20 protein-coding genes are annotated in these 23,844 nt (G+C 55.6%); 16 read left to right on the top strand and 4 right to left on the bottom strand.

Features of this window, described 5'->3' with window-relative positions; all coding sequences use genetic code 11:
• Positions 1–46: 46 nt before the first annotated feature.
• Both pta and ackA read right to left on the bottom strand, forming a co-directional pair.
• The gene (gene pta, locus M989_RS07460) at positions 47–2,191 is read right to left on the bottom strand and encodes a phosphate acetyltransferase (protein WP_064543867.1); all 2,145 of its coding nucleotides are present in this window, start codon (positions 2,189–2,191) and stop codon (positions 47–49) included.
• Between the two features lie 76 nt (positions 2,192–2,267).
• The gene (ackA, locus tag M989_RS07465; protein ID WP_064543869.1) at positions 2,268–3,470 is read right to left on the bottom strand and encodes an acetate kinase; all 1,203 of its coding nucleotides are present in this window, start codon (positions 3,468–3,470) and stop codon (positions 2,268–2,270) included.
• Between the two features lie 337 nt (positions 3,471–3,807).
• Here ackA and yfbV point away from each other — a divergent pair, with 337 nt between their 5' ends.
• The 4 genes from yfbV (at position 3,808) to M989_RS07485 (ending at position 7,447) form a co-directional block, all read left to right on the top strand.
• Complete coding sequence (yfbV, locus tag M989_RS07470; protein WP_064543871.1) at positions 3,808–4,263, top strand: terminus macrodomain insulation protein YfbV; 456 nt, start codon at positions 3,808–3,810, stop codon at positions 4,261–4,263.
• Between the two features lie 83 nt (positions 4,264–4,346).
• Entirely contained in the window at positions 4,347–4,841 is a 495-nt protein-coding gene (locus M989_RS07475) for a YfbU family protein (RefSeq protein ID WP_035892491.1), read from the top strand.
• Between the two features lie 11 nt (positions 4,842–4,852).
• The gene (locus M989_RS07480; RefSeq protein WP_064543906.1) at positions 4,853–5,512 is read left to right on the top strand and encodes a sugar phosphatase; all 660 of its coding nucleotides are present in this window, start codon (positions 4,853–4,855) and stop codon (positions 5,510–5,512) included.
• A 102-nt stretch (positions 5,513–5,614) separates the two neighbouring features.
• Entirely contained in the window at positions 5,615–7,447 is a 1,833-nt protein-coding gene (locus M989_RS07485) for an SLC13 family permease (RefSeq protein ID WP_064543873.1), read from the top strand.
• 114 nt (positions 7,448–7,561) lie between these two features.
• On the opposite strand, the gene yfbR is transcribed toward M989_RS07485, so the two are convergent.
• Both yfbR and alaA read right to left on the bottom strand, forming a co-directional pair.
• Complete coding sequence (yfbR, locus tag M989_RS07490; protein ID WP_064543875.1) at positions 7,562–8,161, bottom strand: 5'-deoxynucleotidase; 600 nt, start codon at positions 8,159–8,161, stop codon at positions 7,562–7,564.
• An 88-nt stretch (positions 8,162–8,249) separates the two neighbouring features.
• A complete protein-coding gene (gene alaA / locus M989_RS07495) occupies positions 8,250–9,467 on the bottom strand; it encodes an alanine transaminase AlaA (RefSeq protein ID WP_064543877.1) in 1,218 nt (405 codons plus the stop codon).
• Between the two features lie 909 nt (positions 9,468–10,376).
• Here alaA and lrhA point away from each other — a divergent pair.
• From lrhA to nuoL, 12 genes are all read left to right on the top strand, one after another.
• Positions 10,377–11,318: a transcriptional regulator LrhA gene (gene lrhA, locus M989_RS07500; protein WP_064543879.1), complete on the top strand. Its 942-nt coding sequence runs from the start codon at positions 10,377–10,379 to the stop codon at positions 11,316–11,318.
• Between the two features lie 626 nt (positions 11,319–11,944).
• Entirely contained in the window at positions 11,945–12,391 is a 447-nt protein-coding gene (gene nuoA / locus M989_RS07505; protein ID WP_064543881.1) for an NADH-quinone oxidoreductase subunit NuoA, read from the top strand.
• Positions 12,392–12,406: 15 nt separating this feature from the next.
• On the top strand, positions 12,407–13,081 hold the full coding sequence (gene nuoB, locus M989_RS07510; RefSeq protein ID WP_002913178.1) for an NADH-quinone oxidoreductase subunit NuoB: 675 nt from the start codon (positions 12,407–12,409) through the stop codon (positions 13,079–13,081).
• 91 nt (positions 13,082–13,172) lie between these two features.
• Positions 13,173–14,978: an NADH-quinone oxidoreductase subunit C/D gene (gene nuoC, locus M989_RS07515; RefSeq protein ID WP_157093525.1), complete on the top strand. Its 1,806-nt coding sequence runs from the start codon at positions 13,173–13,175 to the stop codon at positions 14,976–14,978.
• Between the two features lie 2 nt (positions 14,979–14,980).
• A complete protein-coding gene (gene nuoE, locus M989_RS07520) occupies positions 14,981–15,481 on the top strand; it encodes an NADH-quinone oxidoreductase subunit NuoE (protein WP_064543883.1) in 501 nt (166 codons plus the stop codon).
• Positions 15,481–16,818 (top strand): NADH-quinone oxidoreductase subunit NuoF, encoded by a 1,338-nt coding sequence (gene nuoF, locus M989_RS07525; protein ID WP_064543884.1) that lies wholly within the window; start codon positions 15,481–15,483, stop codon positions 16,816–16,818. The genes nuoE and nuoF overlap by 1 nt, the downstream gene beginning before the upstream one ends.
• Before the next feature lie 32 nt (positions 16,819–16,850).
• The gene (gene nuoG / locus M989_RS07530) at positions 16,851–19,577 is read left to right on the top strand and encodes an NADH-quinone oxidoreductase subunit NuoG (RefSeq protein WP_064543886.1); all 2,727 of its coding nucleotides are present in this window, start codon (positions 16,851–16,853) and stop codon (positions 19,575–19,577) included.
• A complete protein-coding gene (nuoH, locus tag M989_RS07535; RefSeq protein ID WP_064543888.1) occupies positions 19,574–20,551 on the top strand; it encodes an NADH-quinone oxidoreductase subunit NuoH in 978 nt (325 codons plus the stop codon). The genes nuoG and nuoH overlap by 4 nt, the downstream gene beginning before the upstream one ends.
• Before the next feature lie 14 nt (positions 20,552–20,565).
• The gene (gene nuoI, locus M989_RS07540) at positions 20,566–21,108 is read left to right on the top strand and encodes an NADH-quinone oxidoreductase subunit NuoI (protein WP_000172742.1); all 543 of its coding nucleotides are present in this window, start codon (positions 20,566–20,568) and stop codon (positions 21,106–21,108) included.
• An 11-nt stretch (positions 21,109–21,119) separates the two neighbouring features.
• The gene (gene nuoJ / locus M989_RS07545; RefSeq protein WP_064543890.1) at positions 21,120–21,674 is read left to right on the top strand and encodes an NADH-quinone oxidoreductase subunit J; all 555 of its coding nucleotides are present in this window, start codon (positions 21,120–21,122) and stop codon (positions 21,672–21,674) included.
• Positions 21,671–21,973: an NADH-quinone oxidoreductase subunit NuoK gene (nuoK, locus tag M989_RS07550; protein WP_035892477.1), complete on the top strand. Its 303-nt coding sequence runs from the start codon at positions 21,671–21,673 to the stop codon at positions 21,971–21,973. The genes nuoJ and nuoK overlap by 4 nt, the downstream gene beginning before the upstream one ends.
• Positions 21,970–23,811 carry an NADH-quinone oxidoreductase subunit L gene (gene nuoL, locus M989_RS07555; protein WP_064543892.1) on the top strand — a complete coding sequence of 614 codons (1,842 nt, stop codon included), beginning with the start codon at positions 21,970–21,972 and terminating at the stop codon, positions 23,809–23,811. The genes nuoK and nuoL overlap by 4 nt, the downstream gene beginning before the upstream one ends.
• Positions 23,812–23,844 lie beyond the last annotated feature (33 nt).

Here is a 23,844-nt window from a genome sequence, read left to right on the forward strand (position 1 = left end):
TAAAAAGGCGACCAGTTGGTCGCCTTTTTCATGCCATCAGCAAGAATTACTGCTGCTGTGAAGACTGGATCGCGGTCAGAGCGATGGTGTAGACGATATCGTCTACCAGCGCGCCACGAGACAGGTCGTTCACCGGCTTGCGCATACCCTGCAGCATCGGCCCGATGGAGATCAGGTCGGCAGAACGCTGTACCGCTTTGTAGGTGGTGTTACCGGTGTTCAGATCCGGGAAGATGAACACGGTAGCGCGACCGGCAACCGGAGAGTTCGGCGCTTTGGATTTCGCAACGTCAGCCATAACCGCGGCGTCGTACTGCAGCGGGCCGTCGATCATCAGGTCAGGACGTTTTTCCTGTGCCAGACGAGTTGCTTCGCGAACTTTCTCTACGTCGCTACCTGCACCAGAGGTGCCGGTGGAGTAGGAGAGCATTGCAACGCGCGGTTCGATACCGAAAGCAATCGCGGATTCAGCGGACTGAATCGCGATTTCTGCCAGCTGTTCTGCAGTCGGATCCGGGTTGATCGCGCAGTCGCCGTAAACGTAAACCTGTTCCGGCAGCAGCATGAAGAACACGGAAGACACCAGAGAGCTACCCGGCGCAGTTTTGATCAGCTGCAGCGGTGGACGAATGGTGTTCGCAGTGGTGTGAACCGCACCGGAAACCAGGCCGTCTACGTCGTCCTGTTCCAGCATCAGGGTACCGAGAACCACGTTGTCTTCCAGCTGTTCGCGGGCAACGGTTTCGGTCATGCCTTTGTTCTTACGCAGTTCGACCAGGCGAGCCACGTAGCTTTCGCGAACCACATCCGGATCAACGATTTCAACGCCAGCGCCCAGTTCAACACCCTGAGAGGCCGCAACGCGGTTGATTTCGTCCGGGTTACCCAGCAGGACGCAGGTTGCGATACCGCGTTCCGCACAGATAGCGGCCGCTTTAACGGTACGCGGTTCGTCGCCTTCCGGCAGAACAACGCGTTTGCCCGCTTTACGCGCCAGCTCGGTCAGCTGGTAGCGGAATGCCGGCGGAGACAGGCGACGGCTGTGTTCAGAGGTCGCAGTCAGGGAATCAATCCATTCCGGATTGATAAAGTTGGCAACGTATTCCTGAACTTTCTCGATGCGCTCGCGGTCATCAACCGGAACTTCCAGGTTGAAGCTCTGCAGGCTCAGAGAGGTCTGCCAGGTGTTGGTGTTCACCATGAATACCGGCAGGCCGGTAGCGAATGCACGCTCGCACAGCTTGCTGATGCGCGGATCCATGTCGTAACCACCGGTCAGCAGCAGGGCGCCGATTTCCACGCCGTTCATCGCGGCCAGGCAGGCTGCAACCAGCACGTCTGGACGGTCTGCGGAGGTCACCAACAGGGAACCTGCACGGAAGTGCTCCAGCATGTGCGGGATGCTACGCGCACAGAAGGTCACGGACTTCACGCGACGAGTGTTGATGTCGCCTTCGTTGATCACGGTAGCGTTCAGGTGACGCGCCATGTCGATCGCGCGAGTGGCGATCAGATCGAAGCTCCACGGTACCGCGCCCAGCACAGGCAGCGTGCTGTGGCCTTTCAGCTGTTCAGCGTCGATTTTCACGACCTGCGCTTTGGATGAGTCGTCGAAGATCTCAGACAGATCCGGGCGAGTACGGCCCTGTTCATCAACCGGTGCGTTCAGTTTGTTGACGATAACGCCGGTGATGTTGGTATTTTTCGCGCCGCCGAAGCTGTTGCGAGTCAGTTCAATACGCTCGTTCAGCTGTTCCGGGGTGTCGGTACCCTGAGACATGACGAAGACGATTTCCGCATTCAGCGTTTTCGCGATTTCGTAGTTCAGAGACTGAGCGAACTGGTGTTTACGGGTTGGGACCAGGCCTTCAACCAGCACCACTTCCGCATCTTTGCTGTTCGCGTGGTAGTTAGCAATGATCTCTTCCATCAGCACATCTTTCTGATTGCTGGAGAGCAGCGTTTCTACATGGCTCATCTTCAGCGGTTCAGCCGCCGTGGTGGTGGATGAGTTAGCGCGAACGATGGTGGTAGTCTGGTCAGGCGCATCGCCACCGGAACGTGGTTGAGCGATAGGCTTAAAGACGCTCAGACGAACGCCTTTGCGTTCCATAGCACGGATCACGCCAAGGCTGACGCTGGTCAGGCCGACGCTGGTTCCGGTAGGGATCAGCATAATAGTACGGGACACGGTTTATCCTCTTTCGTTACCGCCAGTTTCGGGCGGGATACAAAACAGCACCGCCAGCTAGGCTGGCGGTGTGATATCAGGCAGTCAGACGGCTGGCGTCTTGTGCAATGACCAGTTCTTCGTTGGTCGGGATAACGATGGCAGGACGAGTGCCTTCTTTGTTGATGAAGCCAGACTTGCCGAAACGGGCAGCCAGGTTACGTTCGTGATCAACTTCGAAGCCCAGAACGCCCAGTTTGCCCAGGGACAGTTCACGCACCATTGCCGCGTTCTCACCGATACCGCCGGTGAAGATAACCGCGTCCAGACGACCGTCCATCAGAGCGGTGTAAGCGCCGATGTATTTCGCCAGACGGTGGCAGTAAACGTCCATTGCACGTTTAGCGTCTTCTTTATCTTTGTAGTTGTCTTCTACATAACGGCAGTCGCTGGTCACTTCGGTCAGACCCAGCAGGCCGGACTCTTTGGTCAGCAGCTTGTTGATCTGGTCGATGCTCATGCCCAGGGTGTCATGCAGATGGAAAATGATAGCCGGGTCGATATCGCCAGAGCGAGTACCCATCACCAGACCTTCCAGCGGGGTCAGACCCATGGAGGTGTCTACGCACACGCCGTTACGGATAGCGGAAACGGAACCGCCGTTGCCCAGGTGGCAGGTGACGATGTTAACTTCTTCAACCGGTTTGTTCAGAACTTTCGCGGCTTCCTGAGTCACATAGAAGTGGCTGGTGCCGTGCGCGCCGTAGCGACGGATGCCGTGTTCTTTGTACAGGCTGTACGGCAGAGCATACAGGTAAGATTCTTCCGGCATGGTCTGGTGGAACGCGGTATCGAATACGGCAACGTTTTTGTCTTTCAGCTGCGGGAAGGATTTCAGCGCTTCGGCGATACCGATCAGGTGAGCCGGGTTGTGCAGCGGAGCGAAAGAGGCAGAATCTTTGATGCCCTGGATAACGGATTCGTCGATCACAACGGAGCTGGTGTACTTCTCGCCGCCGTGTACGATACGGTGGCCGATCGCGGTCAGCTGAGCAGACAGTTCTGGTTTTTGTGCCAGAATTGTATTAACGATGAAGTTCAGCGCTTCACTGTGAGCGGCGCCTGCACCTAAAGCCGCTTCTTGTTTACCGCCGTCCATTTTCCACTTAATACGTGCTTCTGGAAGATGGAAACATTCGGCTAAACCAGAGAGGTATTCTTCACCATTAACTGCATCGATGATTGCAAATTTCAGTGAGGAGCTACCGCAGTTCAGAACCAGTACTAACTTACTCGACATGGAAGTACCTATTTATGATACGTGGCTAAAAAAACGTCAATGAGTCATTAAGCGTAGCGCAGGATGACACCGACATTTATGATTAACATCATGCCCGGAACACTTTTCAGGCATGATCTAAGAAATACATATTGATTCTAAGCCATTTTGCATAATTTTCAGCCAATGGCAGAATATGCGATAATTTGATGTGCCGGAGTCTATAGAATAAGGTTATCTCAGGCTGGCACAGGATACCCGATTGCCGGGTCTATGCCAAAATTTTTTGAACGATGTCATACCCAGTTGTTGTTTTGAAAAAATATTTTAATTTTTATACGAGAAGTTGAGGTAAGCCATGTCGACTCCCGAGCAACGCCCGGTCAGTTTTTTCAGTTTGTTTAGCCGGGGGCAGCACTATGCAAAGACGTGGCCGCTGGAAAAACGTCTTGCGCCGGTGTTCGTTGAGAATCGCGTGATTCGCGCGACGCGCCATGCGATACGCTTGATGCCGCCGCTGGCGATTTTTACGCTCTGCTGGCAAATCGCCCTTGGCGGCCAGCTTGGCCCGGCAGTGGCCACGGCGCTCTTTGCGCTGAGCCTGCCAATGCAAGGTCTGTGGTGGTTGGGTAAGCGTTCCGTCACGCCATTGCCGCCGTCAATCCTGCAGTGGTTCTACGAAGTGCGCGGCAAATTACAGGAAGCCGGGCAGGCGCTGGCGCCGGTCGAAGGAAAGCCGGATTACCAGGCGCTGGCTGACACGCTTAAGCGCGCCTTCAAACAACTGGATAAAACTTTCCTCGATGATTTGTAATTGATAGCGAAAAACGCATATAAAAGAAGACACAAACCTTGTGTCTTTTTTTATATGCTGCAAAGCGCAACAGGAGTCGAAAAATGGAAATGACCCATGCTCAACGTCTGATTTTGTCCAATCAGTACAAAATGATGACTATGCTTGATCCCGACAACGCTGAGCGCTACCGCCGCCTGCAGACCATCATTGAACGTGGTTATGGTTTACAGATGCGCGAACTGGACCGTGAATTTGGCGAACTCAAAGAAGAGACCTGTCGTATCGTTATCGACATCATGGAGATGTACCACGCGCTGCACGTCTCCTGGACCAACCTGAAAGATGCCGACACCATTGATGAACGTCGTGTCACTTTCCTCGGCTTTGATGCGGCGACCGAAGCGCGTTTCCTGGGCTATGTCCGCTTTATGGTGAATGTGGAAGGTCGCTATACCCACTTTGATGCGGGGACTCACGGCTTCAACGCGCAGACCCCGATGTGGGACAAGTACCAGCGCATGCTGAACGTCTGGCACGGGTGCCCGCGCCAGTATCATCTGAGCAGCAACGAAATTAATCAGATCATTAACGCCTGATGGGGGCCGCCGTGCAGTGCAAAGGTTTCCTGTTTGATTTGGACGGTACGCTGGTGGATTCACTGCCGGTGGTTGAGCGCTCCTGGCAGTTTTGGGCGGAAAGCTACGGCGTCGATCCGCAAGCGGTTCTGGACTTTATTCACGGCAAGCAGGCGATCACCACGCTGCGTCACTTTATGCCGGGTAAATCAGAAGCCGAAATTCAGGCCGAATTTCTGCGACTGGAGCAGATAGAAGCGAACGATCTCGACGGTATCCGCGCGCTGCCCGGTGCGATCGCGCTGCTTCAGCATCTTGATGCGCAAAGCATTCCGTGGGCCATCGTCACCTCTGGCTCCATTCCGGTCGCCCATGCGCGTCATCGCGCGGCGGGGCTGCCGGCGCCTGCGGTGTTCGTGACCGCTGAGCAGGTCAACCGCGGAAAGCCGCAACCCGATGCCTATTTACTCGGCGCCGAACTGCTGGGGCTGCCGCCGCAGGACTGCCTGGTGGTTGAAGATGCGCAGGCGGGCGTGCAGTCAGGGCTGGCGGCGGGCTGCCATGTTGCCGCCGTGAATGTCCCCCCGGAAACGCCCGAGCTGCTGGAAGTCGACTTTGTGCTCTCGACGCTGGCGTCGCTGCGGGTTGAAAAACGGGCTGATGGCTGGGTCAACGTCTCGCAAAATGCATGATCTTATGATTTAGCCCCACATCGTTGGGGCTTTTTTCTGTCACTATAGTCAACGGCTTTTTACTTGAACAACTTACCGCTTATTTGATGACAAGGATGTGCTGTGAACGGTGAACTGATTTGGGTGCTGTGTCTGCTTGTGGTTGCGGTGGTGCTTTTCGCCACCGGCAAGGTGCGCATGGATGCGATCGCGCTGGGTATTATCGTGGCCTTTGTGCTCAGCGGCACGCTGACCCTTAGCGAAGCTTTTTCGGGCTTCAGCGACCCTAACGTGATTTTGATTGCCGCGCTGTTTATTATCGGCGACGGTTTGGTGCGCACCGGTGTGGCCACCAACATGGGCTCCTGGCTGGTACAGGTGGCGGGAAACAGCGAAACCAAAATGCTGGTATTCCTGATGTTAACTGTCGCCGGGCTGGGGGCGTTTATGAGCTCGACCGGCGTGGTGGCAATCTTTATCCCTGTGGTACTTAGCGTCTCGGCGCGCATGAATATTTCCCCCTCGCGTTTGATGATGCCGCTGAGCTTTGCCGGGCTTATCAGCGGCATGATGACGCTGGTGGCTACGCCGCCTAACCTGGTTATCAACAGTGAGCTTATTCGCGAGGGGCTTGAGGGTTTCAGCTTCTTTAGCGTCACGCCAATTGGTCTGGTGGTGCTGGTCTTCGGCATTCTCTATATGCTGGTCATGCGCTTTTTACTGAAGGGCGATGATGGCAGCCAGCCGCGGGATAGCCGTAAACGCAGTACCTTCCGCGATCTGATTAAAGAATATCACCTGACCGGCCGCGCTCGTCGTCTGGCGATTCGCCCCGGCTCGCCCATGATCGGTCAGCGTCTTGACGACATGAAGCTGCGCGAGCGCTATGGCGCCAATATTATCGGGGTGGAACGTTGGCGCCGGTTTCGTCGGGTGATTGTGAACGTCAACGGGGTGTCTGAATTTCGCGCCCGTGACGTGCTGCTGATTGATATGTCCGCCGCGGAAATCGACCTGCGTCAGTTCTGTAGCGAGCAGATGCTTGAGCCGATGGTGCTGCGCGGTGAATATTTTTCCGATCAGGCGCTGGACGTCGGGATGGCGGAAGTGTCGCTGATTCCAGAGTCCGAGCTGATTGGTAAAACCATTCGTGAAATGGGCTTCCGTACCCGCTACGGGCTAAACGTCGTGGGGATGAAACGCGATGGTGAAGCGCTCGATGGCTCAGTTGTGGATGAGTCTCTGCAGTTGGGCGACATTGTGCTGGTGGTCGGCAACTGGAAGCAGATAAGCCAGCTGGCACAGAATGGTCGCGATTTCGTGGTACTCAATCTGCCGGTCGAAGTGAGCGATGCATCGCCGGCGCACAGCCAGGCGCCGCACGCCATCTTTTGTCTGGTGCTGATGGTCGCGCTGATGCTCACCGATGAAATTCCTAACCCGATTGCCGCGATTATCGCTTGCCTGCTGATGGGCAAATTTCGCTGTATCGATGCCCAGAGCGCCTATAAATCTATTCACTGGCCGAGCATTATCCTGATCGTCGGGATGATGCCGTTTGCGTTAGCGCTGCAAAAAACCGGCGGCGTCGATCTGGTGGTGAAAGGGCTGATGGACGTGGGCGGCGGGCAGGGGCCTTACCTGATGCTGGGCTGCCTGTTCGTCATGTGCGCGGCGATAGGTCTGTTTATCTCCAACACCGCCACGGCGGTGCTGATGGCGCCGATTGCGCTGGCGACGGCAAAATCGATGGGGGTATCACCCTATCCGTTTGCGATGATTGTCGCGATGGCGGCCTCGGCGGCCTTTATGACGCCGGTGTCCTCACCGGTAAACACGCTGGTACTGGGGCCAGGAAGATACAGCTTCAGCGATTTCGTCAAAATCGGCGTGCCGTTTACGGTGCTGGTGATGATTATCTGCGTAGTGCTGGTGCCGATTTTATTCCCGTTCTGATGAACGGGATAGGTAGGCCTGATAAGCGTAGCGCGATCAGGCATCAAGACGTGAGATGCCGGATGGCGACGTAAACGTCTTATCCGGCCTACAAACTTACCGTCGTCGGGGCGCTTACAGAGGTGAATCCTGACTTATTTCGTCCAGTGAAAGATGGAAGCTGGGGACGAACACCGCCATAAAATAGTCCATCTCTTCGCTGCGCCGGGAGGCCAGCGTTTTCTCCAGACGACCTTTCGCCAGCAGGAACTCGTTGTTCCCGGCAGAGAGCTCTTCCAGACACTTCAGATAGGCGCACAGGGCGTCGGCCTGCTTCACAATCGCTTTTTCTTCTTCGCTGCTTTGATGTTCGTCGACAAGCGGCGCAAAAATATCGCGCAGTTCGTCCGGTACCATTTCAATGAGCTTCTGCTGGGCGATTTTTTCTATCGCCTTGTACTCCTGGGCAATCTGAGAGTTGAAATACTTGACCGGGGTCGGCAGATCGCCGGTCAGCACTTCGGAGGCGTCGTGATACATCGCCAGCAGCGCAATACGTTCGGCATTGACCTGTCCGTTAAACTTGCGGTTTTTAATGGCGGCGAGCGCGTGAGCGACCATCGCGACCTGAAGGCTGTGTTCAGAGACGTTCTCGGTGCGCACGTTGCGCATCAGCGGCCAGCGGTTAATTAACTTCAGGCGGGAGAGGTGGGCAAAAAAATGACTCTGATTCATAGCAACCCTTACTCAGCAACTTTAGTAAAGGCATTGTGCGCAGAGATGGCCGCCGGATGCAAATGCCGACGGCCAATTCAGATGATGATTACAGCTGGTGATAGCCCGACAGGAAGCGGCCAAAGCGGGTGATGGCCATTTCCAGATCGTCTTCACGCGGCAGAGTGACGATACGGACGTGATCCGGCCACGGCCAGTTAAAGGCAGTTCCCTGAACCAGCAGGACTTTTTCCTGTAACAGGAAGTCCAACACCATGCGCTGATCGTCGTGAATATTAAAGCGTTTCGCGTCGATTTTCGGGAACATGTACAGCGCGCCCTGCGGTTTAACGCAAGAAACGCCCGGGATCTCGTTAATCAGCTCCCACGCACGGTTACGCTGTTCGTACAGACGTCCGCCCGGCGTAATAAACTCGCTGATACTCTGATAACCGCCCAGCGCGGTCTGGATGGCGTGCTGCGCCGGAACGTTGGCGCACAGACGCATCGAGGCCAGCATTTCCAGCCCCTCAATGTAGCCTTTCGCGTGCTTCTTCGGCCCGTTGAGCACCATCCAGCCTTGACGGAAACCAGCCACGCGATAGGTTTTGGACAAACCGTTAAAGGTCACGGTCAGCAGATCCGGCGCCAGGGCGGCAATGGAGTGATGCTGCGCCGCGTCATAGAGGATCTTGTCGTAGATTTCGTCGGCGAAGATGATCAGATTGTGTTCGCGGGCGATCTCCACGATCTCCATCAGCAGCTCTTTTGAGTATACCGCGCCGGTAGGGTTGTTCGGGTTGATGATTACGATGCCACGCGTGCGTGGGGTAATTTTCGCGCGGATATCGTCGAGGTCCGGGAACCAGCCGGCGGACTCATCGCACAGGTAGTGCACCGCGTTGCCGCTGGATAATGATACCGCCGCTGTCCACAGCGGGTAGTCCGGTGCTGGCACCAGCATTTCGTCGCCGCTGTTGAGCAGCGCCTGCATGGCCTGAACGATCAGCTCGGAAACGCCGTTGCCAATGTAAATGTCTTCTACCGTCACGTCGCGCATACCGCGCGCCTGGTAGTGCTGCATAATGGCCTTACGCGCGGAATAGAGACCTTTGGAGTCACAATAACCCTGCGCCGTCGGCAGGTTGCGGATCACGTCGACCAGAATTTCATCCGGCGCGTCAAACCCGAAAGGCGCCGGGTTGCCGATATTCAGTTTAAGAACTTTGTTGCCTTCTTCTTCAAGGCGTTTGGCCTCTTTGAGTACCGGGCCGCGAATGTCGTAACAAACGTTGTCTAATTTTCTGGATTTTTCGATGGGGGACATGAACCTTTGACCTTTTTAGCTGTTATTGCCACTCCCTGCCGTGGAAGTCAGCACCGAACAATGTACTCCCCATCCCCGGCGTTTTGAAGGGTTAGCAGTAGAAGATTTTGTTCATTTTTTGTCGTTGGAACATTGTTTTTTACTGGGGAATGACGGCTGTCTTTGTTTGATATTTTGTTAATTTATTGTTTTGCAGTTCGATATGCCATCATTTCTCGATAAAGTGGTTTTTATGTCTAAGAAAAAAGAAATGGTTTAGCTTAGGTATCGTTGGCCAGGATATACTTTAAGCCTGCTTCAACCATTTTAATTTAAAATAAAATCCCAACAAATAAGGATTAGTAATGATACCTACTTTTGTGAAGTTGATGTTAATGGCGGCATCCGATAAAGATTAATATTTTTTTATATTTTGAAAAGTAATGAATGTGATTTGTTAGATTTCTTAAATTGTTTTGATTCTGAACCTTTTTTCCCTTTGAGATACAGCTTATTTAGGCTTATAAATCCTATGGTTTTCGGTTAATATGTTATGGTTAGTAAGACCCTTAAGAGTTAGTTTCGTTGATGATTATCAATGATTGTTTTTATAACTCACTGTTATTCATCATGTTTACTGGCTTATTTTAAAACGTACAGCAATCTTCCTGGCGCATTATCGTGACGACGCTTCTTGCCACTTCCTACGCAAGGCTTCGCTCGGGGGGAGTCCGATAAATAGCTACAGGCTAAAGGATATATTGTTAAAAGGAACTGTTGCTGACTCTGGCAACAGACAATTTTAATACTGACACTCGTCAGGCAGTCATTCGTCAGCGATTGGTGAAAGATGATTAAAGGATTAGCCTGAAATTTTTGAGTGCAGCATCAATAAGGCAGGTCGGCCTCCGAACCTGTAAGTGGATTAATATGATAAATGCCAATCGTCCGATACTGAACCTCGATCTCGATCTGCTGAGAACGTTTGTTGCTGTTGCCGATCTGAGTACTTTCGCCGCCGCTGCCGCTGCGGTATGTCGAACCCAATCCGCCGTGAGCCAGCAGATGCAGCGTCTGGAGCAGCTGGTGGGAAAGGAGCTCTTCGCCCGTCATGGGCGAAATAAGCTGCTGACGGAGCATGGAATCCAGCTGTTGGGCTATGCGCGAAAAATTCTGCGATTTAATGATGAAGCATGCACGTCGCTAATGTTTAGTCCGCTTCAGGGGCAACTGACGCTGGGCTCATCTGATGAATCGGCGGACACCATTCTTCCTTTTTTACTAAACCGAATTAGCTCGGCGTATCCGAAGCTGGCTCTTGACGTGCGCGTGAAGCGTCATAGCGTTATGGGCGATATGTTGCAGAACAAAGAGGTCGACCTGGCGCTGACGACGCATCCGCTGGAAGGCTTTACCTCGACGGTGCTGCGTACCTCACCGACGCTTTGGTACTGTGCGTCAGAATTTATGCTGCGTCCTGAAGAGCCGGTGCCGCTGGTGCTGCTTGACGATCCGAGCCCGTTCCGCGATACGATTATTAAGACGCTGGATGCCGCAGGCATGCCATGGCGATTGGCCTATGTCGCCTCGACGCTCTCAGCCGTTCGCGCGGCGGTGAAGGCAGGGCTTGGCGTCACTGCGCGTCCGGTGGAAATGATGAGTCCCGATCTGCGTGCGTTGGGCAAAGGCGAGGGGATGCCAGAACTGCCGGAAACGGAGTATATGCTGAGCTACGATGCGGAAAGTGAAAACCAACTGACGCAGATGATCTTCCAGTCTCAGGAACCGCGCCATAATCCGTGGCCCTCGGCGGGAATGTATACACCGGAAGAGGGGGAAAATACCCTTATGTTCGAAAGGGACATTGATTAACATTCCGGTTGAAAAGTAGTAACAAAATGTAAGTGCAAAAAAGAATCGTAGACGATAAAAAATGGGTTTGCGGTTCTTTTTTTGTGCTTTTGCGATGCCCAGGAAAAAATCAATCTGATAATGTGATAATAATCATGTAATTAGAAATATTTTTCCATTCAACTCCCCCTCCACCAAACGCGATGTCATATCACCTGCTAATGTTAAAAAAACGGATAGATTGTTGCCGTTTTACAGGGCGAATTAACAAAAGCGTGTCTTAGATCAAGAAAATACCCCTATTTGGGGGGATGAATCATCAGAAAATCCTGTCAAAATAGAGGGGTAATTCCGGTTATTGCTACAAAACGGACACGATTCAACAACAGGTAAACCGTAAGGTCTTCTGAAGCGAATCGAATCAAAGGGCACGTAATGTTAATGAAATGCCTTTGATGTAAATTAATGTGAGGAAACTTTTGTTAAAGTTGACAAAAGGTTATAGAAAGGAGTAAAAAACCTCAACATTTTGCGGTCTACGTTTCCAGTTGGGCTGTTTGTAGGTTTTTTAATCCTCCCCATGAATCGATGTAGCGTCCATCTGCCGGTAAGAGCAGAGCAGGTCGTGCTACTTATTTGGTAAAGCTTTGCGTATGTCAACATCCACAGAAATCATCGCTCATCACTGGGCATTCGCTATCTTTCTGATCATTGCCATTGGCCTTTGCTGCCTGATGTTAATCGGCGGCTGGTACCTTGGCGGTCGCGCGCGCGCGCGAAGCAAAAACACCCCGTTTGAATCGGGTATCGACTCCGTTGGCTCCGCGCGTTTGCGCCTGTCGGCCAAGTTTTATCTGGTCGCCATGTTCTTCGTCATCTTCGACGTGGAAGCGCTCTACCTGTATGCCTGGTCAACGTCCATCCGTGAAAGCGGTTGGGTTGGCTTTATCGAAGCCGCCATTTTCATATTTGTGCTGCTGGCCGGCCTGGTTTACCTCGTTCGCATTGGCGCGCTGGATTGGACGCCTGCGCGTTCGCGCCGCACGCTGGTTAACCCGGAAACCGACAGCGTCACTAACCGTAATACGCAGTAAAAGCGAGGCAATAAGATGGATTATACGCTCACCCGCATAGATCCTAACGGTGAGAACGACCGTTACCCTCTGCAAAAGCAGGAGATTGTTACCGATCCCCTGGAGCAAGAGGTGAACAAAAGCGTGTATATGGGGAAACTCGAACACGCGCTGCACGATATGGTCAACTGGGGTCGTAAGAACTCAATCTGGCCATACAACTTTGGCCTTTCTTGCTGCTACGTTGAAATGGTGACGTCATTCACTGCGGTGCATGACGTTGCGCGTTTTGGTGCAGAAGTTCTGCGTGCCTCCCCGCGTCAGGCAGACCTGATGGTGGTGGCGGGAACCTGTTTCACCAAAATGGCCCCGGTTATTCAGCGCCTGTATGACCAGATGCTGGAACCAAAATGGGTTATCTCGATGGGTGCCTGCGCCAACTCCGGCGGCATGTACGACATCTACTCCGTGGTGCAGGGCGTCGATAAGTTTATTCCTGTCGATGTGTATATTCCTGGCTGCCCACCTCGTCCGGAAGCCTACATGCAGGCGCTGATGCTGCTGCAGGAATCGATTGGTAAAGAGCGTCGTCCGCTGTCGTGGGTGGTTGGCGATCAGGGCGTTTACCGCGCCAACATGCAGTCGGAACGCGAGCGTAAACGCGGCGAACGCATTGCAGTGACCAATCTGCGCACGCCTGACGAGATTTAATTTGCGCCTGCGGGCGGTGGCATTTTGACTTCGCAAATCAACATACAACAGCGCGAAGGCCACTCCCGGCAGTCACCACGGACCTTTTGCAATGGTGAACAATATGACCGATTTAACCGCGCAAGAAGCGGCCGCATGGCAAACCCGCGATCACCTTGATGATCCGGTCATCGGCGAACTGCGCAACCGTTTTGGGCCGGATGCATTTACCGTTCAGGCCACCCGCACCGGGGTTCCTGTCGTTTGGGTTAAGCGTGAACAGCTGCTGGAAATTGTCGATTTCCTGAAGAAGTTACCGAAACCTTACGTCATGCTGTTCGACCTGCACGGTATGGACGAACGCCTGCGTACTCACCGCGACGGTTTACCGGCCGCGGATTTTTCCGTTTTCTACCACCTGATCTCCATCGACCGCAACCGCGACATCATGCTCAAGGTGGCGCTGTCTGAAAACGATCTGAACGTACCGACGCTGACCAAACTTTTCCCGAACGCCAACTGGTATGAGCGTGAAACCTGGGAAATGTTCGGCATCACCTTTAACGGCCACCCGAACCTGCGTCGCATCATGATGCCGCCGACCTGGGAAGGCCATCCGCTGCGTAAAGACTACCCGGCGCGCGCCACCGAATTCGATCCGTTTGAGCTGACCAAAGCCAAGCAGGATCTGGAAATGGAAGCGCTGACCTTCAAACCGGAAGAGTGGGGGATGAAGCGTGGGACCGAAAACGAGGACTTTATGTTCCTTAACCTCGGCCCTAACCACCCGTCTGCGCACGGTGCATTCCGTATTATTCTGCAGCTTGATGGCGAAGAGATTGTCGACTGTGTACCGGACATCGGCTACCACCACCGTGGCGCTGAGAAGATGGGCGAACGTCAGTCCTGGCACAGCTACATTCCGTACACCGACCGTATCGAGTACCTCGGCGGCTGCGTGAACGAAATGCCGTACGTGCTGGCGGTTGAGAAACTGGCGGGGATTACCGTGCCGGATCGCGTCAACGTGATTCGCGTGATGCTCTCCGAACTGTTCCGTATCAATAGCCACCTGCTGTACATCTCAACGTTCATTCAGGACGTCGGCGCGATGACTCCGGTCTTCTTCGCCTTCACCGACCGTCAGAAAATCTATGACCTGGTGGAAGCGATTACCGGTTTCCGTATGCACCCGGCCTGGTTCCGTATCGGCGGCGTCGCGCACGATCTGCCGCGCGGCTGGGATCGCCTGCTGCGTGAATTCCTTGAGTGGATGCCGAAGCGTCTTGATTCCTACGAGAAAGCCGCGCTGCGTAACACCATTCTGAAAGGCCGCTCCGTCGGCGTTGCTGCTTATACCGCAAAAGAAGCGCTGGAGTGGGGCACCACCGGGGCCGGCCTGCGTGCAACCGGTATTGGCTTCGACGTGCGTAAATGGCGTCCGTACTCTGGTTACGAAAACTTCGACTTCGAAATCCCGACCGGCGGTGGCGTTTCTGACTGCTACACCCGCGTGATGCTGAAAGTGGAAGAGCTGCGCCAGAGCCTGCGTATTCTTCAGCAGTGCCTCGACAATATGCCGGAAGGCCCGTTCAAGGCGGATCATCCGCTGACCACGCCGCCGCCGAAAGAGCGCACGCTGCAGCACATCGAAACCCTGATTACCCACTTCCTGCAGGTTTCCTGGGGCCCGGTGATGCCGGCGCAGGAATCTTTCCAGATGGTGGAAGCCACCAAGGGTATCAACAGTTACTACCTGACCAGCGACGGCAGCACCATGAGCTACCGTACCCGAATCCGTACCCCGAGCTATGCGCACCTGCAGCAGATTCCGGCGGCGATTCGCGGCAGCCTGGTATCCGACCTGATCGTCTATCTGGGTAGTATCGATTTTGTTATGTCAGACGTGGACCGCTAATTATGCACGAGAATCAACAACCACAAACCGAGGCTTTTGAGCTGAGTGCGGCAGAGCGTGAAGCTATTGAGCACGAGAAGCACCACTACGAAGACCCGCGTGCGGCGTCCATTGAAGCGCTGAAAATCGTTCATAAGCAGCGCGGCTGGGTACCGGACGGCGCGATTTACGCTATCGCCGATGTGCTGGGTATCCCGGCAAGCGACGTAGAAGGCGTTGCGACGTTCTATAGCCAGATTTTCCGCCAGCCGGTGGGACGCCACGTCATTCGCTACTGCGACAGCGTGGTCTGTCACATTACGGGTTACCAGGGCATTCAGGCCGCCATTGAGAAGAAGCTGAACATCAAACCGGGTCAAACCACCTTTGATGGCCGTTTCACTCTGCTGCCGACCTGCTGCCTGGGCAACTGCGACAAGGGGCCGACCATGATGATTGATGAGGATACTCACAGCCATCTGACGCCGGAAGCCATTCCTGACCTACTGGAGCAGTATAAATAATGAAAAAAATTATTCTGACTCCCGAAACCCATCCGCTGACCTGGCGTCTTCGCGACGACAAGCAGCCGGTGTGGCTGGAAGAGTATCAGGCGAAAAACGGTTATGCCGGCGCGCGTAAAGCGCTCGGTGGCATGGCGCCGGACGAAATCGTCAACCAGGTTAAAGACGCTGGCCTGAAAGGGCGCGGCGGCGCGGGCTTTTCTACCGGCCTGAAGTGGAGCCTGATGCCGAAAGACGAATCCATGAACATCCGTTACCTGCTGTGTAACGCCGATGAAATGGAACCGGGTACCTATAAAGACCGCCTGCTGATGGAACAGCTGCCGCACCTGTTGGTGGAAGGCATGCTGATCTCCGCGTTCGCCCTGAAGGCGTACCGCGGCTACATCTTCCTGCGCGGCGAATATATTGAAGCGGCACAGCATCTGCGTCGCGCCATTGCCGAAGCGACCGAAGCGGGCCTGCTTGGGAAAAACATTCTCGGCACCGGCTTTGACTTCGAACTGTTCGTGCATACCGGGGCAGGGCGCTACATCTGCGGTGAAGAAACCGCGCTGATTAACTCCCTCGAAGGTCGTCGTGCTAACCCGCGTTCCAAGCCGCCATTCCCGGCGAGCTCAGGCGTATGGGGCAAGCCGACCTGCGTCAACAACGTGGAAACGCTGTGTAACGTCCCGGCTATTCTGGCGAACGGCGTCGAGTGGTACCAGAACATCTCGAAGAGCAAAGATGCGGGTACCAAGCTGATGGGCTTCTCCGGCCGCGTGAAAAACCCGGGCCTGTGGGAGCTGCCGTTTGGCACGACTGCGCGTGAAATCCTTGAAGACTACGCTGGCGGCATGCGTGATGGCCTGAAATTTAAGGCCTGGCAGCCGGGCGGCGCGGGCACTGACTTCCTGACCGAAGCGCACCTTGACCTGCCGATGGAATTCGAAAGTATCGGTAAAGCGGGCAGCCGTCTGGGGACGGCGCTGGCGATGGCCGTCGACCACGAGATTGGCATGGTATCGCTGGTGCGTAACCTGGAAGAGTTCTTCGCCCGCGAGTCGTGCGGCTGGTGTACACCGTGCCGCGACGGTCTGCCGTGGAGCGTGAAAATTCTGCGCGCCCTTGAAAAGGGTGAAGGCCAACCGGGCGATATCGAGACGCTTGAGCAACTGTGTCGATTCTTAGGCCCGGGGAAAACCTTCTGCGCGCATGCGCCTGGCGCGGTTGAGCCGCTGCAGAGCGCCATTAAATATTTCCGCGACGAATTCGAGGCAGGCATTAAGCAGCAGTTCAGCAACACTCATGCGATTCATGGGATTCAGCCGAACCTGCTTAAGACGCGCTGGTAATCTAAAGATTTATTTATTTTGGAAGCACGCTAATGGCTACGATTCATGTAGACGGCAAAGAATACGAGGTTAATGGAGCGGACAACCTGCTACAGGCATGTCTCTCTATGGGCCTTGATATTCCGTACTTTTGCTGGCACCCGGCGCTTGGGAGCGTCGGTGCTTGCCGCCAGTGTGCGGTGAAGCAATATCAGAACGCGGAAGACACGCGTGGTCGCCTGGTGATGTCCTGTATGACACCGGCATCCGACGGCACCTTTATTTCTATCGACGACGCAGAAGCGAAGCAGTTCCGCGAGAGCGTGGTGGAGTGGCTCATGACCAACCACCCGCACGACTGCCCGGTTTGTGAAGAAGGCGGTAACTGCCATCTTCAGGATATGACCGTCATGACCGGCCATAGCTTCCGTCGCTATCGCTTTACTAAGCGTACCCACCGTAATCAGGATCTGGGGCCGTTCATCTCTCACGAAATGAACCGCTGCATCGCCTGCTATCGCTGCGTGCGTTACTACAAAGATTACGCTGACGGCACCGACCTGGGCGTGTACGGCGCGCACGACAACGTCTACTTCGGTCGTCCGGAAGACGGTACGCTGGAAAGCGAATTCTCCGGTAACCTGGTCGAGATTTGCCCGACTGGCGTATTCACCGATAAAACGCACTCCGAGCGCTACAACCGTAAGTGGGATATGCAGTTTGCGCCAAGCATCTGCCAGCAATGTTCGCTGGGCTGTAACACCAGTCCGGGTGAACGTTACGGCGAACTGCGTCGTATCGAAAACCGTTACAACGGTACCGTTAACCACTACTTCCTCTGCGACCGCGGCCGTTTCGGCTATGGCTATGTGAACCTGAAAGACCGTCCGCGTCAGCCGGTTCAGCGCCGTGGCGATGACGTCATCACCCTCAACGCCGAACAGGCGATGCAGGGTGCGGCAGATATTCTGCGCCAGTCTAAGAAGGTGATCGGTATCGGTTCTCCGCGCGCCAGCATCGAAAGCAACTTCGCGCTGCGCGAGCTGGTGGGCGCGGAAAACTTCTACACCGGTATCGCCGAGGGCGAGCAGGAACGTCTGCAACTGGTGCTGAAAGTGCTGCGTGAAGGCGGTATTCATACCCCTGCGCTGCGCGAAATTGAATCCTATGATGCGGTGCTGGTGTTGGGTGAAGACCTGACGCAAACCGGCGCTCGCGCCGCCCTGGCGGTGCGTCAGGCGGTGAAAGGCAAAGCACGTGAAATGGCAGCCGCGCAGAAAGTGGCTGACTGGCAGATTGCGGCAATCCTCAACATCGGCCAGCGCGCGAAGCATCCGCTGTTTGTGACCAACGTTGACGATACTCGCCTTGACGACATCGCGGCGTGGACCTACCGCGCGCCGGTGGAAGATCAGGCGCGCCTCGGTTTTGCTATCGCGCATGCGTTGGACAATAGCGCGCCGGCCGTTGAAGGCCTGGATCGCGACCTGCAAAACAAGATCGATGTGATCGTCCAGGCGCTGGCCGGGGCGAAGAAACCGTTGATCGTTTCCGGCACCAACGCCGGTAGCGCGGAGGTTATTCAGGCGGCTGCCAACGTGGCGAAAGCGCTGAAGGGCCGTGGCGCCGACGTGGGCGTAACCATGATCGCGCGTGCGGTAAACAGCATCGGTCTGGGGATGATTGGCGGCGGCTCTCTGGAAGCGGCGTTAAGCGAGCTGGAAACCGGCGCGGCCGACGCGGTAGTGGTGCTGGAAAACGACCTGCATCGCCACGCTTCTGCGGCACGGGTTGATGCCGCGCTTGCCAAAGCGCCGCTGGTGATGGTGATTGACCATCAGCGCACCGCGATTATGGACAAAGCGCATCTGGTCCTCTCTGCGGCAAGCTTCGCAGAAAGCGACGGAACGGTTATCAACAACGAAGGCCGCGCGCAGCGCTTCTTCCAGGTGTATGACCCGGCGTACTACGACAGCAACACCGTGATGCTTGAAAGCTGGCGCTGGCTGCACTCGCTGCACAGCACCGTGCAGAGCCGTGAAGTGGACTGGACGCAGCTCGATCACGTGATTGATGCGGCCATCGAGAAGCTGCCGCAGCTGGCGGGCATTAAAGATGCCGCGCCGGACGCCAGCTTCCGTATTCGCGGTCAGAAACTGTCGCGTGAACCGCACCGCTACAGCGGCCGTACGGCGATGCGCGCCAACATCAGCGTGCACGAGCCGCGTCAGCCGCAGGATAAAGACACCATGTTTGCCTTCTCGATGGAAGGGAACAACCAGCCTTCAGCGCCGCGTTCGCAAATCCCGTTCGCGTGGGCGCCGGGCTGGAACTCCCCGCAGGCATGGAACAAGTTCCAGGCGGAAGTGGGCGGCAAACTGCGCCACGGCGATCCGGGCGTGCGTTTGATTGAAGCATCGGAAAGCGGTCTGGAATTCTTTACCACCGTTCCGGCAAGCTTCCAGGCGCAGGAAGGCAACTGGCGTATTGCGCCGTACTACCATCTGTTCGGTAGCGACGAAATGTCCCAGCGCTCTCCGGTGTTCCAGAGCCGTATGCCGCAGCCGTACATCAAGCTGAACCCGGCAGATGCCGCGAAGCTTGGCGTTAATGCGGGCGCGAATATCGCCTTTAGCTACGACGGCCAGACCATCGTTCTCCCGCTGATCATCTCTGAAGGGCTGGCGGCAGGGCAGGTGGGCTTACCGATGGGCTTGCCGGGCATTGCGCCGGTGCTGGCGGGTGCGCGCCTTGATAATCTGCAGGAGGCAAAAGCATGAGTTGGTTAACGCCGGATCTGATTGAGATCCTCCTCAGCATTGTTAAAGCCGTGGTCATCCTGCTGGTGGTGGTCACCTGCGGGGCGTTCATGAGCTTCGGCGAACGTCGCCTGTTGGGCCTGTTCCAGAACCGCTACGGGCCGAACCGCGTGGGCTGGGGCGGTTCGCTCCAGCTGGTTGCGGACATGATCAAGATGTTCTTTAAAGAAGACTGGGTTCCGAAATTCTCGGACCGCGTCATCTTTACGCTGGCACCGATGATCGCCTTCACCTCGCTGCTGCTGGCCTTCGCCATTGTGCCGGTCAGCCCAAGCTGGGTGGTCGCCGACCTCAATATTGGCGTCCTGTTCTTCCTGATGCTGGCGGGCCTCGCGGTGTACGCGGTGCTGTTCGCCGGCTGGTCGAGTAACAACAAATACTCCCTGCTGGGGGCGATGCGTGCGTCTGCGCAGACCCTGAGCTACGAGGTGTTCCTCGGTCTGTCCCTGATGGGCGTGGTAGCGCAGGCCGGTTCATTCAATATGACCGACATCGTCAATAACCAGGCTCACCTGTGGAACGTTATCCCGCAGTTCTTCGGCTTCATTACCTTTGCGATTGCGGGCGTAGCGGTGTGTCACCGCCACCCGTTTGACCAACCGGAAGCCGAACAGGAACTGGCCGACGGTTACCACATTGAATATTCCGGCATGAAATTCGGTCTGTTCTTCGTGGGGGAATACATCGGTATCGTTACCGTATCGGCCATGATCGTGACGCTGTTCTTCGGTGGCTGGCAAGGCCCGTTCTTACCGCCGTTCATCTGGTTCGCGCTGAAAACCGCGTTCTTCATGATGATGTTCATTTTGATTCGCGCCTCATTACCGCGTCCGCGCTATGACCAGGTAATGTCTTTCGGCTGGAAAGTGTGCCTGCCGCTGACGCTGATCAACTTGCTGGTAACGGCGGCTGTCATTCTGTGGCAGGCGCAATAAGGGGCGAATAGACCATGACCTTAAAAGAATTACTCGTAGGCTTTGGCACCCAGGTACGCAGTATCTGGATGATTGGCCTGCATGCGTTCGCCAAACGCGAAACGCAAATGTACCCGGAAGAGCCGGTTTACCTGCCGCCGCGCTATCGTGGCCGTATCGTGCTGACGCGCGACCCGGACGGTGAAGAGCGCTGCGTGGCCTGTAACCTGTGCGCGGTAGCCTGCCCGGTGGGCTGTATCTCTCTGCAGAAAGCAGAGACCAAAGATGGCCGCTGGTATCCGGAGTTTTTCCGCATTAACTTCTCGCGCTGCATTTTCTGCGGCCTGTGTGAAGAAGCGTGCCCGACCACGGCGATTCAGTTGACCCCGGACTTCGAGCTGGGAGAATACAAACGTCAGGATCTGGTGTACGAAAAAGAGGATCTGCTGATTTCCGGTCCGGGTAAATACCCGGAATATAACTTCTACCGGATGGCGGGTATGGCAATCGACGGCAAAGATAAGGGCGAAGCAGAGAACGAAGCTAAGCCTATCGACGTTAAGAGCCTGTTACCGTAAGGAGAGGGGCAATGGAATTCGCTTTTTATATCTGTGGCCTGATTGCTGTCCTCGCGACGCTGCGAGTGATTACGCACACTAACCCGGTACATGCGCTGCTGTATCTGATTATCTCGCTGCTGGCAATTGCCGGGGTGTTCTTCTCGCTGGGCGCGTATTTCGCCGGTGCGCTGGAGATCATCGTTTACGCGGGCGCCATCATGGTGCTGTTCGTCTTCGTGGTGATGATGCTGAACCTGGGCGGCGCTGAAATCGCTCAGGAACGTGAGTGGTTGAAGCCGCAAATCTGGATTGGCCCGGCGATTTTGTCCGCCGTGCTGCTGGCGGTGATGGTTTACGCCATCATCGGCCTGAATGACCAGGGGATTGAAGGCAACGCGATTAGCGCTAAAGAAGTTGGCATCGCGCTGTTCGGGCCATACGTCCTGGCGGTAGAGCTGGCCTCTATGCTGCTGCTGGCGGGGCTGGTTGTGGCCTTCCACCTGGGACGCGAAGACCGTCCGGGTGAAGTGCTGAGCAATCGCGCAGGCGATAGCGCGAAAAGGAAAACGGAGGAACACGCATGATTCCTTTACAACATGGGCTGATCCTCGCTGCGATTTTATTCGTGCTGGGTTTAACCGGTCTGGTTATCCGCCGTAACCTGCTGTTTATGCTGATTGGGCTGGAAATCATGATTAACGCCGCCGCGCTGGCCTTCGTGGTCGCCGGCAGCTACTGGGGCCAGACCGACGGTCAGGTGATGTATATCCTCGCCATTACCCTCGCGGCTGCGGAAGCGAGTATTGGCCTGGCGCTGCTGCTGCAGCTCCATCGTCGCCGCCAGAACCTGAACATCGATTCAGTAAGTGAGTTGCGCGGATGAACATGCTTGCTTTAACCATTATTTTCCCATTAATTGGCTTTGTCCTGCTGGCCTTCTCTCGCGGGCGCTGGTCGGAAAACCTCTCCGCCACCGTGGGGATTGGCTCGATTGGTCTGTCCGCGCTGGTGACGGCGTACGCAGGCATCGACTTCTTCGCTAACGGTAAGCAGGCGTTCAGCCAGCCGCTGTGGACGTGGATGTCCGTCGGTGATTTCAATATCGGTTTCAACCTGGTGCTGGACGGCCTGTCGCTGACCATGCTCTCGGTGGTGACCGGGGTCGGTTTCCTGATCCACATGTTCGCCTCCTGGTACATGCGCGGTGAAGAGGGCTACTCCCGCTTCTTCGCCTACACCAACCTGTTTATCGCCAGCATGGTGGTTCTGGTACTGGCCGATAACCTGCTGCTGATGTATCTGGGCTGGGAAGGCGTGGGCCTGTGCTCCTATCTGCTGATCGGTTTCTACTACACCGATCCGAAGAACGGCGCGGCGGCGATGAAAGCCTTCGTGGTAACCCGCGTGGGTGACGTGTTCCTCGCGTTCGCGCTGTTCATTCTCTACAACGAGCTGGGCACGCTGAACTTCCGCGAAATGGTGGAACTGGCGCCGGCGCACTTTGCCGCAGGCAATAACATGCTGATGTGGGCAACGCTGATGCTGCTGGGCGGTGCCGTGGGTAAATCCGCGCAGCTGCCGTTGCAGACCTGGCTTGCGGACGCGATGGCTGGCCCAACGCCGGTCTCCGCGCTGATCCACGCTGCCACCATGGTAACCGCCGGTGTCTACCTGATTGCCCGTACTCACGGCCTGTTCCTGATGACGCCGGAAGTGCTGCATCTGGTGGGTATCGTTGGGGCGATTACGCTGGTGCTGGCAGGCTTTGCCGCGCTGGTGCAGACCGACATCAAACGTGTACTCGCGTACTCTACCATGAGCCAGATTGGCTACATGTTCCTGGCGCTGGGCGTACAGGCGTGGGACGCGGCGATTTTCCATCTGATGACCCATGCGTTCTTCAAAGCGCTGCTGTTCCTGGCGTCCGGCTCGGTGATTCTGGCCTGTCATCACGAACAGAACATCTTCAAGATGGGTGGCCTGCGTAAGTCTATTCCGCTGGTGTATGCCTGCTTCCTGGTCGGTGGCGCCGCGCTCTCCGCGCTGCCGCTGATTACCGCGGGCTTCTTCAGTAAAGACGAAATCCTTGCCGGGGCGATGGCTAACGGCCATATCAATCTGATGGTGGCGGGTCTGGTCGGCGCGTTCATGACCTCGCTGTACACCTTCCGTATGATCTTCATCGTCTTCCACGGTAAAGAGCAGATTCATGCGCACGCCGGGAAGGGGATTACCCATCACCTGCCGCTGATTGTGCTGATGGTGCTGTCGACCTTCGTGGGGGCGCTGATTGTGCCGCCGCTGCACGGCGTACTGCCGGCAACGACCGAGCTGGAACATGGCCGCGTGCTGACGCTGGAAATCACCTCAGGCATCGTGGCAATTGCCGGTATCCTGATTGCCGCATGGCTGTGGCTGGGTCAACGTACGCTGGTGACCTCTATCGCCAACAGCGCGCCGGGCCGTCTGCTGGGTACCTGGTGGTACAACGCCTGGGGCTTTGACTGGCTGTACGACAAAGTGTTCGTTAAGCCATTCCTGGGCATCGCCTGGCTGCTGAAGAGCGACCCGCTCAACGCGCTGATGAACATTCCGGCGATCCTTTCCCGCTTTGCAGGCAAAGGCCTGGTGCTGAGCGCGAACGGTTATCTGCGCTGGTATGTTGCGTCAATGAGCATTGGTGCCGTGGTGGTGCTGGCGCTGTTGATGGTATTGCGTTAATTCGTTGGGGAGGGTTTTCCTCCCCATGAAAAT

Origin of the sequence: Kluyvera georgiana ATCC 51603, assembly GCF_001654985.1 — a bacterium.
Classification (GTDB): Bacteria; Pseudomonadota; Gammaproteobacteria; order Enterobacterales; family Enterobacteriaceae; genus Kluyvera; species Kluyvera georgiana.

What these genes read in the sequence shown, in the direction of transcription:
- ackA (WP_064543869.1), bottom strand. Translation starts at nt 3,470, where the DNA reads ATGTCGAGTAAGTTAGTACTGGTTCTGAACTGCGGTAGCTCCTCACTG.
- yfbV (WP_064543871.1), top strand. Translation starts at nt 3,808, where the DNA reads ATGTCGACTCCCGAGCAACGCCCGGTCAGTTTTTTCAGTTTGTTTAGC.
- M989_RS07475 (WP_035892491.1), top strand. Translation starts at nt 4,347, where the DNA reads ATGGAAATGACCCATGCTCAACGTCTGATTTTGTCCAATCAGTACAAA.
- yfbR (WP_064543875.1), bottom strand. Translation starts at nt 8,161, where the DNA reads ATGAATCAGAGTCATTTTTTTGCCCACCTCTCCCGCCTGAAGTTAATT.
- alaA (WP_064543877.1), bottom strand. Translation starts at nt 9,467, where the DNA reads ATGTCCCCCATCGAAAAATCCAGAAAATTAGACAACGTTTGTTACGAC.
- lrhA (WP_064543879.1), top strand. Translation starts at nt 10,377, where the DNA reads ATGATAAATGCCAATCGTCCGATACTGAACCTCGATCTCGATCTGCTG.
- nuoB (WP_002913178.1), top strand. Translation starts at nt 12,407, where the DNA reads ATGGATTATACGCTCACCCGCATAGATCCTAACGGTGAGAACGACCGT.
- nuoC (WP_157093525.1), top strand. Translation starts at nt 13,173, where the DNA reads ATGGTGAACAATATGACCGATTTAACCGCGCAAGAAGCGGCCGCATGG.
- nuoE (WP_064543883.1), top strand. Translation starts at nt 14,981, where the DNA reads ATGCACGAGAATCAACAACCACAAACCGAGGCTTTTGAGCTGAGTGCG.
- nuoF (WP_064543884.1), top strand. Translation starts at nt 15,481, where the DNA reads ATGAAAAAAATTATTCTGACTCCCGAAACCCATCCGCTGACCTGGCGT.
- nuoG (WP_064543886.1), top strand. Translation starts at nt 16,851, where the DNA reads ATGGCTACGATTCATGTAGACGGCAAAGAATACGAGGTTAATGGAGCG.
- nuoH (WP_064543888.1), top strand. Translation starts at nt 19,574, where the DNA reads ATGAGTTGGTTAACGCCGGATCTGATTGAGATCCTCCTCAGCATTGTT.
- nuoI (WP_000172742.1), top strand. Translation starts at nt 20,566, where the DNA reads ATGACCTTAAAAGAATTACTCGTAGGCTTTGGCACCCAGGTACGCAGT.
- nuoJ (WP_064543890.1), top strand. Translation starts at nt 21,120, where the DNA reads ATGGAATTCGCTTTTTATATCTGTGGCCTGATTGCTGTCCTCGCGACG.
- nuoK (WP_035892477.1), top strand. Translation starts at nt 21,671, where the DNA reads ATGATTCCTTTACAACATGGGCTGATCCTCGCTGCGATTTTATTCGTG.
- nuoL (WP_064543892.1), top strand. Translation starts at nt 21,970, where the DNA reads ATGAACATGCTTGCTTTAACCATTATTTTCCCATTAATTGGCTTTGTC.